The organism is Cyanobium gracile UHCC 0281, assembly GCF_034931305.1.
GTDB lineage: Bacteria > Cyanobacteriota > Cyanobacteriia > PCC-6307 > Cyanobiaceae > Cyanobium > Cyanobium gracile_A.
Map to the genome: position 1 here is coordinate 24,055 of NZ_JAYGHY010000026.1, position 10,346 is coordinate 34,400.

Sequence of the window (10,346 nt, forward strand, 5' to 3'; positions counted from 1 at the left end):
GCCAGTGCGCAGGGTGCCCTCAGCCCACCAGCGCCGGCGCCACCGCCTGGATCTCGGCCGGCTCGGCCAGGCGGAAGCGCAGCCGTTCCGCTTCCACATCCACCGCGATGGTGCTGCCGGCTGGAAAGGTGCCCGCCAGGATCGCCTTGGCGATCGGCGTCTCCAGTTCCCGCTGGATCGCCCGCTTCAGCGGCCGGGCGCCGTACACCGGGTCGTAACCGACGGCGGCCAGCCAGTCGAGGGCTTCGCTGTTCACCCGCAGGGCCAGCTTGCGTTCCTCGAGGCGCCGCGTCAGCCGCTGCACCTGCAGGGCCACGATCTGGCGCAGTTCGTCTTCCCGCAGGCTGCGGAAGATGATCGATTCATCCAGACGGTTGAGGAATTCCGGCCGGAAGTGGCCCCGCAGCGCCTCATTGACCCGCTTCTCCATCTCGCCATAGCGGGCCGGATCGCCCGCCAGATCGAGGATCGAGGCGCTGCCGATGTTACTGGTCAGGATCAGCACCGTGTTGGTGAAATCCACCGTGCGGCCCTGGCCATCGGTGACGCGGCCGTCATCAAGGATCTGCAGCATCACGTTGAACACATCGGGGTGGGCCTTCTCCACCTCGTCGAACAGGATCACCGCATACGGCCGGCGCCGCACCGCTTCGGTGAGCTGGCCGCCCTCCTCGTAGCCCACGTAGCCGGGAGGCGCTCCGATCAGCCGGGACACGGCGTGCTTCTCCATGTACTCGCTCATGTCGATGCGCACCATCGCCTCTTCGCTGTCGAACAGCTGCGACGCCAGGGCCTTGGAGAGCTCGGTCTTGCCCACGCCGGTGGGGCCGAGGAACAGGAAGCTGGCAATCGGTCGGTTGGGATCCGACAGGCCGGCCCGTGAGCGCTGGATGGCATCGGCCACCGCCGTCACGGCCTGGTCCTGGCCGATCACCCGCGTGTGCAGCTCGTCCTCGAGATGCAGCAGTTTCTCCATCTCGCTCTGCACCAGCTTGCTGACCGGAATGCCGGTCCACTTGGCGATCACCTCGGCGATGTCGTCCTCGGTGACCTCCTCGCGCAGCAGGTTCTTCTCGCCGGCATGGGCGCTGAGCTCCTCGGTGCGGGCGGCCAGCTTCTTGTTCAGCCCCGCCAGGATGCCGTACTCCAGTTCGGCGGCCTTGTTGAGGTCGTACTGGCGTTTGGCCTGCTCCACCTGCAGCTGCACCTGCTCGATCTCTTCCTTGAGGGCGGAGAGTTCATCGATCGAGCCCTTCTCCTTCTGCCACTGGGCATTGAGGCTGCTCTGCTGCTCGCCCAGGTCGGCCAGCTCCTTCTCCAGCCGCTCCAGCCGGTCGCGGCTGGCTGGATCCGATTCCCGCCCCAGCGAGAGCTTCTCCATCTCCAGCTGCAGGATGCGGCGGTCGAGCTCGTCGATCTCCTCCGGCTTGGAGGTGATCTCCATCTTCAGGCGGGCCGCCGATTCGTCCATCAGGTCGATGGCCTTGTCGGGCAGGAAGCGATCGGCGATGTAACGGCTGCTGAGCACCGCCGCTGCCACCAGGGCGTTGTCGGCGATGCGCACGCCATGGTGCACCTCGTAGCGCTCCTTCAGGCCGCGCAGGATCGAGATCGTGTCCTCCACCGTCGGCTGGTCGACGAACACCTGCTGGAAACGCCGCTCCAGGGCCGGGTCCTTCTCGATGTGCTGGCGGTGCTCATCAAGGGTGGTGGCGCCGATGCAGCGCAGCTCACCGCGGGCCAGCATCGGTTTCAGCAGGTTGCTGGCGTCCATGGCACCGCCGGCGGCCCCGGCCCCCACCACCGTGTGGATCTCATCGATGAACAGCACGATCTGCCCTTCGCTGGAGGTGACCTCCTTGAGCACGGCCTTGAGCCGCTCCTCGAACTCGCCGCGGTACTTGGCGCCGGCGATCAGGGCGCCCATGTCGAGGGCGATCAGCTGGCGGTTCTGCAGGGCCGTGGGCACATCGCCATTGACGATCCGCTGGGCCAGCCCCTCCACGATCGCCGTCTTGCCGACGCCGGGCTCACCGATCAGCACCGGGTTGTTCTTGGTGCGGCGGCTGAGGATCTGGATGGTGCGGCGGATTTCCTCGTCGCGGCCGATCACCGGGTCGAGCTTGCCGTCGCGGGCGGCGGCGGTGAGGTCGCGGCCGTATTTCTCGAGCGACTCATAGGTGCCCTCCGGGTTCTGGTCGGTCACACGCTGGCTGCCTCGCACGGCCTGAACGGCGTCCTTGATCCTGGCCCCATCGGCGCCCGCCTGCGAGAGCAGCTGGCGGCCGCAGCGCTCATCGCCGGCCAACGCCAGCACCAGGTGCTCGACGGCGATGTAGCTGTCCTCAAACTCTTTCTTGAGCCCATCGGCCCGATCCAGCACCGCGTTGAGCCCCTTGCCCAGATAGACGTTGTCGGGGGCGGCGGCCAGGCTGGGCTGGGTGGCGATGAAGGCCTCCAGCTTCTGGCTCAGCACCCCCAGATCCACGCCGGCCTTCTCCAGGATCCGGCTGGCCAGGTCCTGCTGGGCCAGCAGGGCGGCGAACAGGTGCTCGCTCTCCATCTGCTGCTGGCGCTTCTGCTGGGCCAGCTGCTGCGAGGCGACCACGGCGCCCCAGGCCTTCTCGGTGAACAGTTCGGCGGTGGGATGCATGCTTGAAATCTCCCTGAGGCTGGCAGTACAGCAACCGTATGAATGCCTTCGCCATTGGCCGAGTGGGAGGACCGAACCGGCAGGGGGAGGCCTACCGCCCGGCCTACGGCCCGATCTGTGGCGGCATCGGCACCTGGTACCCGTCCTTTTGTCCGCACAGCTGGCTGGGGCAACCGTCGGGGCCATAGCGGGCATCCGCCGCCGACAGGCAGCCCATGCTGTTCTTCTGGGGCACCTGGGCCGGATGGATCCGCAGGGGCTGGAGCACCGCCTCGCTCTTAGGCACCAACAACCGGCAGGCCGGCGGCGACAGCCCTGGGCTGGCCTCAATCGCCAGCGGTTCATTGGGCGACACCGCCTGGGCCAGCGCCGGCTGTGCCGCCAGGGGCAGGGCCAGCGGCATCACGCCGGCCAGCAGGCCCGCCAGCAGCTCGGCAGAAGGGCGGATCGCCATGATGGGGTCGCGGCTTGAGCCCCATTCTCGCCTCTCCAGCCCGCCCGTCACCAATGCCCTCTGCCGCCGACGATCAGGCCCTGGTGGCCCAGCTGGCCGCCGAATCCCAGGCCCTCGGTGGCGTCTTTGAACCGGAGCGCGATTGCTGGCGGGTCGTGCACCGCCATGTCCACGGCATGTTGCCCTCGGAGTACGACATCAGAGACGTTCCCGAGGATCTGTACCTGGCGGTGCTGGCCGCGTGCCGGGCCGAGTCCTGAGGTCTGGGCGGCCATGGCGGTGGCCACAAAAAAGCCCCGGCTGGGCCGGGGCTTTGACGCGTGAGGAGCCAGTCTGGGTGGACCAGCTGGCCGTGGATCAGGCCCAGCCCTTGGAGGCCATGTCCTCGACGTAGGCGGCTACGTCGGCGATGTCGGTGTCGTTGAGCTTGCCGAGGAAGGCAGGCATGGCGTTCTTACCGTTGGTGACCTGATGGGCGATGGCCGCCTCATGGTCAGCGTTGTAGTCGGCCAGGTAGGCGCTCAGGGCATCGGCCTTGAGCGTGCGCTCGGCATTCACCACGTTGCCGCCGCCCATGTGGCAGGCGGCGCAGTTGGCGGAGAAGATCTGGGCGCCGTGGGCCACATCGGCGGCGAAGCTCGGGGCGGCACCCAGCACCAGCGCCAGGCAGAGAGCGAACAGGGAAAGAAGACGACGCATGGGAGGGTGCAAAGGAAGGTGCCTGATAGCACTTGCAACCGGATCAAATTAGGCAACAGCCGCCTGGCGTTGGGGCCCCCCGACACATTCGCAACAATTCAGCGGCCCCGGTGCGGCACACCCGCCGTCTCCAGCACCGCGTCGAGGTTGGGGGCGAAGCTCACCAGGCCGAAGCGCTCGGGCGGACTCACCGGCTGGTGCACGAAGTGGCGTTGCCGGATCGAGAAGCGGTCCCAGGCGTTCACCTCGATGCGCAGCAGCTTGATCAGCCCCTCGATCAGCCAGCCGCGCAGATCGATGCCCACCGGTGGCACCCACACCCGTCGCCAGCGGCACAGGGTGGCCACGGCGCCGTTGATCGTGATCGGCGCCTGGCCCAGCACCAGCCGCCGCACCGGTCCCTGGCCAGGCTCCGGGTTGGGGCCGTGGGGAGTGGTGGCCAGATGGGCGCAGACCGTGGCGATGTCGGCGGCGTGGATGAAGTGGAAGCTGGCGTCGGTGCGCAGCCAGCGGGCCAGCCACAGCCAGCCGAAGGCCTCCTTCAGCCCGGCGGTGAGATAGCTGGTGGGGTGGGGATCGGCCGTGCCCACCGAGCCACCGAACACCAGCGTTGGGAACACCGCCACGATCCTCGGCGCCAGGGGGTGGCGCTCCAGGTCCTGCAGGCAGGTGGCCTTGGTCTGGATGTACTCGGTGCCATAGGCCATGGCTTCGGGCAGCAGCTGCAGCTGCCGGTCGAGGATGCTGGCGGTGGAGAAGTAGATCACCTGCTGCAGCCGCTCCGGATCGGTGAGCCGCAGCAGTTCCTTCACAGCCACCACGTTCACCGCCTGGGCCCGCTCGGGATCCCCCCAGGCGGTGGCGGTGTGGATGATCCGGTCGGCGCTGGCGATCGCCTCAGCGTGGGGGCCCAGCTCGCGCAGATCACCCACCAGCAGGGTGATGCGCGGGTGATCGGCGGGCACGGCGCTCAGCTTGGCCGGATCCCGCAGCAGCAGCAGCAGGTGGGCGTCGCTGTTGGCCAGCAGGTTGTCGGCGATGTACTGGCCGACGCAGCCGCTGGCGCCGGTGATCAGGATCCGCTGGGGCCCGGAGGTGGCGGCGCTCAAACAGCGGCCCCCAGCAGCTCGTTGACGGCTTTGCCTGTCTCGAAGAAGACGCGGGCGTTGTCTTCGGGGGTGCCGGGCAGGATGCCGTGGCCCAGGTTGAGGATGTGGCGGCGGCCGCGGGCCTTGCGCACCGTGTCCAGGATCCGCGCCCGGATCGCCTCGGGGGTGCCGAACAGCAGGCCGGGGTCCACATTGCCCTGCACGCCCAGGTGCTGGGGCAGGCGGGCGCAGCCGTCGGCCATGTCCACGGTCCAGTCGAGCGAGATGAAGTCCACGCCGGTGGTGGCCATGCGCTCCAGCACGCCGGCGCTGCCGGAGATGTAGAGGATCAGGGGCGTGTCCGGGTGGGTGGCCTTCACCTGGTCGATCACCCGCTTCTGGTACGGGGCGGCGAACACGTCGTAGTCGATCGGGCTCAGCTGGCCCGCCCAGGAATCGAACAGCTGCACCACCTGGGCGCCACTGTCGATCTGGTAGCGCACGTAGGTGGCGATCTGATCGGCCAGGTGGCCCAGGAGCCGGTGCAGCAGGGCGGGCTCCTGGAAGGCCATCGCCTTGATCACCGAATAGGTCTTGGAGCTCTTGCCCTCCACGGCGTAGGCCGCCAGGGTCCAGGGGGCGCCCACGAAGCCCAGCACCGCCGCCTGGTTGCCCACGTCAGCCCGCAGCCGCCCCAGCACCTCGCCCACAAAGGGCAGGGCCTCAGCCGGATCCAGAGGGCGCAGCGCGTCCACCTGGGCCTGGCTGCGGATGGCGGGCTCGATGATCGGCCCCTTGCTCTCGATGATGTCGAAGTCGATGCCCATCCCCGGCAGGGGCGTGAGGATGTCGGAGAACAGGATCACGCCGTCGGGACGGAAGGCGTGGAACGGCTGCATCGAGATCTCATAGGAGAGATCGGGGTTCTCCGAGCGTTCGCGGAAACCGGGGTGGCGGTCGCGCAGGTCGCGGTAGACCTTCATGTAGCGGCCCGCCTGGCGCATCATCCAGACCGGGGGCCGCTCCACCTGCTCACCTCGGGCGGCGCGCAGCAGCAGGGGGGCGGATTCAGTCATTGCGCCGGTTGGAAGGTCAACCGCGGAACCTAAACGAGCAACCCCGACCCCCGGCCGCTCCTGTCACCAGTCGTGGCATGGGGCCCCTCAGCCCGCGCTGATGGCCGGACGCTCCAGGCTGCGGGATTCGTCGAGCCGGAACACCACCACGCTCAGGGGAGGCAGGCACAGCTCCAGCGAGTTCTGGTAGTCGTGGATGGCCCAGGCATCGGTGAAGCGACCGCCCAGGTTGCCAAGGTTGCTGCCGCCGTAGCGGCTGCTGTCGGTGTTGAAGACCTCCGCGTAGAAGCCCTCCAGCGGCACACCCACCCGGTAGTGGGAATGGCTCTGGGGGGTGAAGTTGGCCACCACCACCACCCAGCGCCCGCTGCCGCTGTCGCGGCGCATGAAGCTGATCACCGAATGGCGGTTGTCGTTGCAGTCGATCCACTGGAAGCCGTACTGATCGAAGTCGTCGCCCCACAGCGCTGGCTCGGATTTGTAGAAGACGTTGAGGTCGTCCACCAGGTTGAGCAGGCCCTTGTGGGCTTCGAATTGCAGCAGCTCCCACTGCAGATCCCCCCAGACGTTCCATTCGGCCCGCTGGCCGAACTCCATCCCCATGAAGATTGTTTTCTTGCCCGGGTGGGTCCACATGTAGGCCAGCAGGGCGCGCACATTGGCGAACTTCTGCCAGTCGTCCCCCGGCATCTTGTGCAGCAGGTTGCTCTTGCCGTGCACCACTTCATCGTGGCTCAGGGCCAGCATGAAGTTCTCGGTGAAGGCGTACCAGATCGAGAAGGTGACGTGGTTCTGGTGGAACTGGCGGAACCAGGGATCCAGCTCGAAGTAATCGAGCATGTCGTGCATCCAGCCCATGTTCCACTTGAGGTTGAACCCCAGGCCGCCCATGTCGGTGGGCTGGGTCACCATCGGCCAGGTGGTGGATTCCTCGGCGATCGAAAGGGCGCCGGGGAAGTGCTGGAACAGCACGTGGTTGGCCTGCTGCAGGAAGCGCACTGCTTCCAGATTCTCCCGTCCGCCCTGTTCATTGGGCAGCCATTCGCCATCCGGGCGCAGGTAGTCGCGGTAAAGCATCGACGCCACCGCATCCACCCGGATGCCATCGATGTGAAACTCCTCGAACCAGTAGATGAGGTTGGCGACGAGGAAGTTGCGCACCTCGTTGCGGCTGTAATTGAAGATGAGGGTGCCCCACTCCTTGTGCTCGCCGATGCGGGGGTCGGCATGCTCGTAGAGGTGGGCGCCATCGAAGAAGGCCAGGCCGTGGCTGTCCTTCGGGAAGTGGCCGGGCACCCAGTCGAGGATCACGCCGATGCCTTCGGCGTGGCAGCGGTCGACGAAGGCGCGAAACTCATCCGGGCTGCCGAAGCGGCTGGTGGGGGCGTACCAGCCCGTGACCTGATACCCCCAGGAGCCATCGAAGGGGTGCTCCGAGATCGGCATCAGCTCGATGTGGGTGAAGCCGCGCGCCTTCACATAGGGGATCACCCTGTCGGCCAGTTCCGGGTAGGTCATCAACCGGGCGCCCGGTTTCATGTCGGCGGCGGGCACCGGCGGCCGGGCGCTGCCATCGGCTTCGAGGAAGGGCTGGTCGACGGCGGCATGCATCCAGCTGCCGAGGTGCATCTCGTACACCGCGATCGGCTGGGGCAGGGGATCGCGGCCATCCCGCTCTTCGATCCAGTGGCTGTCGTTCCAGTGGTAGGTGCCCAGCTGGGCCACGATCGAGCCGGTGTTCGGCCGGATCTCGTGCCGGAAGCCGTAGGGGTCGGCCTTCTGGTAGCAGTGGCCGTTCTGGGCCCTCACCTCGTACTTGTAGGTTTCGCCGACGCCCAGCCCGGGGATGAACAGTTCCCAGGCGCCCCCGAGTCGCTGCTGCATGGGGTGATGGCGGCCATCCCAGCCGTTGAAATGGCCCAGCAGGGCCACGCTGCGGGCATTGGGCGCCCACAGACAGAACTGCACCCCGGCGATGCCGTCCCGTTCGACGACGTGGGCCCCCATGCGCCGCCAGACGTGGTGGTGGTTGCCCTCGGCGAACAGGTGACGGTCCAGGTCCCCCATCCACTCGTGGCGGAAGGCCCAGGGGTCGTGCTGCTCGTGCTCGATGCCACCCCGTTGCACGTGCAGGCGATAGCCACAGCCGGGGTCGGCCTCCAAGCGGGTTTCGAAAATCCAGGGATGGTGGGGGTTGGCCATGGCCAGCCGCTCGCCCCCGATCAGCAGCTCCACCACATGGGCGTCCGGCATCCAAGCTCGTACCACCCAGCCACCGCCGTCCAGGGGCTGCGGTCCGAGCACGGAGAAGGGATGGTCGTGGCGACATTCCGCCAGGCGATGGGCATCATCGACCATCCATTCGAGGCTGGACAGGGCCATGGAAGATGGGGCGGGCATGCGCCGGGAGCTTACGTCGGTGGACGGGCCTGCTCAGCGCGGCGGCGTGGGAGGGGCCGGATCCGTGGGGAAATCCACGCCGATGATCTGGTTCTGGGCATCCAGCGTGACGAACAGATTGTCGGTGAGGCGGTTGAACTCGGTGTTGACGATCACCAGCCGCATGTCCGGGGTGCTCTCGGCCCGGTGGATGGCCTTGACCCGCACGAAGTTACCGGTGATGCGCTGCAGGTTGAGCCATTTCTGCTGCAGCTGGGCCTGGGAAATCTGCTCCTGCATCACGGGGGACAGGAAGCTGCTGGCGGAGATGAAGTGGCCGCTCGAGAGGGCGCCGATGAAGTCACGCACCACCTTCTCGGCGGGTTGGTCGGTCACGTTGAAGTGGTAGCCGTCGATCCGGCCGTCGGCATCGATCACCATCAGCAGATCGCGCTGCCCGGCGCTGGTGAACAGGGTGGCCTCCACCGTGCTCGAGTCGTAGCCGGGCTGGATGCTGCGGATCTCCCAGCGCAGCAGCCTGGGCTGGGTCTTCATGGTGACGGCCACCATGCTGGGGCTGCTGACGCGTTGCAGGGCCGGCGAGAACTGGTTGAAGCGTGCCTGGGCATCGCCGTTGCGGATGGTGGCCAGGACCCTCTCGGCGGCCGCGCGGGCCTTGGCTTCGCTCAAGGCGGCGCTGGGCTGGCCGGTGCTGGTGGGAATCGGCACGGCCTGGGCCCACGCCCCACGCGGTGCCAGCACCGCCAGGCTGCTCACGAGCAGCGTCAGGCCGATCAGGGCTCGGCGCGGTTGGGGGCGCGGCATGGGCGACGGGGTTCGAGTTGGCTCAGTTTGCCCGAATCAGGGGCTCCAGGCTCAGCCAGCTGCCGTCGAGCTCCAGCGTCAGGCTGATCACACGGTGCTCAGCGCTGCTGCCACCCGCCGGCAGGCTGCCGTCGCCGGGATTGACGGCGATCAGCGGCCAGGCCGCTGCCGCCAGGGACAGCCGCAGCCGCTGCCCGGCGGCCACCAGGGTTGCCAGGGGCTGCAGGACCACACGGCGGGGCCCTGAGGCGGCGGCCTCCTCGGGGCCGAAGCGGGCCACGCCGCTGCTCAGTTGGCGCACGCTTCGCCCGTCCGGGCTCACCTCGGAGAGGGCGGCACAGAGATCGAAGCTGGGCTGGTCGGCGCTCACCCGCAGCTGCAGGCGGACGGTCCCGAGCAGCCACAGGGGTTGCGCCAAAGGGGTGGTGCTGAAGCAGGCCACATCGGCGCGCCGATCCAGGTCAGCCCGCTCCACCAGTCCGGGCACCAGGCCGAGATGGCCGCCCCTGCCGGCCACCGGCCGCCAGGGGTCGTGCACCAGCACCACCACGCCGCCACCCCGCGGGCCCTCCGCTGGCGCTGCGGCCGGCCGCAGTTCCCCTTCATCGCAGCGGATCGCCGCCAGGCCTGCCGAATGCAGTGACCAGCCGATGGCCGCCCCCTGCGGCTCGCTGGGGTCGTCCGCGCTGTGCCAGGCGCCGGTGGCGCAGCACTGCAGGCGGATGGGCGCCTCGGAGGCCGTCGGCGGGCTGGTGCCAGGAGCCGCCTCCTGCAGATGGCGCCGGAAGAAGGCCAGCAGCTCGGTGTCGAGGCCGCCGTTCCAGTCGAGGTGGCTCCAGGCGCCGATCACGAGTCCGGGGCTGCCGCCGGCGGCACGGGCCCGGGCCCAGAGATCGAGCACGCCGTTCAGGTGCGGGTCGTGCCAGCCGCCGATCAGCAGCATCGGTCGGCGCAGCAGCGCCGGCGCCGCGGTGTGGACCGTCCAGCCCTGTGGGACGGCGGGATCCAGCGTCAGCCAGCGCAGACCCATGCCGGCCGGGTCGTGGCGCTCCAGCAGGGCCAGCCCCTCGTCGCAGAAATGGCCCTGCTGGAGGCTGCGGCGGATCTCCCGCCAGCCGGCGCCGTCGCCGCGACGGCGGCAGCCCTCGGCGGCCAGCTGCAGGGCCCAGCCC

The 10,346-nt window shown here is 68.4% G+C and carries 9 protein-coding genes; 1 reads left to right on the forward strand and 8 read right to left on the reverse strand.

Translation table 11 applies throughout. The annotated features are described in order from the left end of the window. Positions 1-19: 19 nt before the first annotated feature. A complete protein-coding gene (gene clpB, locus VB739_RS09350; RefSeq protein ID WP_323356807.1) occupies positions 20-2,653 on the reverse strand; it encodes an ATP-dependent chaperone ClpB in 2,634 nt (877 codons plus the stop codon). Positions 2,654-2,756: 103 nt separating this feature from the next. Further along, positions 2,757-3,107, reverse strand: coding sequence for a hypothetical protein (locus VB739_RS09355; protein WP_323356808.1), 351 nt, complete (start codon positions 3,105-3,107; stop codon positions 2,757-2,759). 53 nt (positions 3,108-3,160) lie between these two features. Here VB739_RS09355 and VB739_RS09360 point away from each other — a divergent pair, with 53 nt between their 5' ends. Next, on the forward strand, positions 3,161-3,367 hold the full coding sequence (locus tag VB739_RS09360) for a hypothetical protein (protein ID WP_323356809.1): 207 nt from the start codon (positions 3,161-3,163) through the stop codon (positions 3,365-3,367). Positions 3,368-3,464: 97 nt separating this feature from the next. Here VB739_RS09360 and VB739_RS09365 read toward each other — a convergent pair whose 3' ends face one another. The 6 genes from VB739_RS09365 to VB739_RS09390 all read right to left on the reverse strand — a co-directional run. Beyond that, positions 3,465-3,806, reverse strand: coding sequence for a c-type cytochrome (locus tag VB739_RS09365; RefSeq protein WP_323356810.1), 342 nt, complete (start codon positions 3,804-3,806; stop codon positions 3,465-3,467). 98 nt (positions 3,807-3,904) lie between these two features. After that, positions 3,905-4,915 carry an NAD(P)-dependent oxidoreductase gene (locus VB739_RS09370; protein WP_323356811.1) on the reverse strand — a complete coding sequence of 337 codons (1,011 nt, stop codon included), beginning with the start codon at positions 4,913-4,915 and terminating at the stop codon, positions 3,905-3,907. Then, positions 4,912-5,970, reverse strand: a complete 1,059-nt coding sequence (gene hemE, locus VB739_RS09375) for a uroporphyrinogen decarboxylase (protein WP_323356812.1) — start codon at positions 5,968-5,970, stop codon at positions 4,912-4,914. The genes VB739_RS09370 and hemE overlap by 4 nt, the downstream gene beginning before the upstream one ends. 87 nt (positions 5,971-6,057) lie before the next feature. Then, entirely contained in the window at positions 6,058-8,352 is a 2,295-nt protein-coding gene (gene glgB, locus VB739_RS09380) for a 1,4-alpha-glucan branching protein GlgB (RefSeq protein ID WP_323356813.1), read from the reverse strand. A 51-nt stretch (positions 8,353-8,403) separates the two neighbouring features. Further along, positions 8,404-9,174, reverse strand: a complete 771-nt coding sequence (locus tag VB739_RS09385) for a DUF3887 domain-containing protein (protein ID WP_323356814.1) — start codon at positions 9,172-9,174, stop codon at positions 8,404-8,406. A 22-nt stretch (positions 9,175-9,196) separates the two neighbouring features. Continuing rightward, positions 9,197-10,346, reverse strand: a 1,150-nt coding sequence (locus VB739_RS09390) for a CocE/NonD family hydrolase (RefSeq protein WP_323356815.1), incomplete at its 5' end; no start/stop codon positions are given.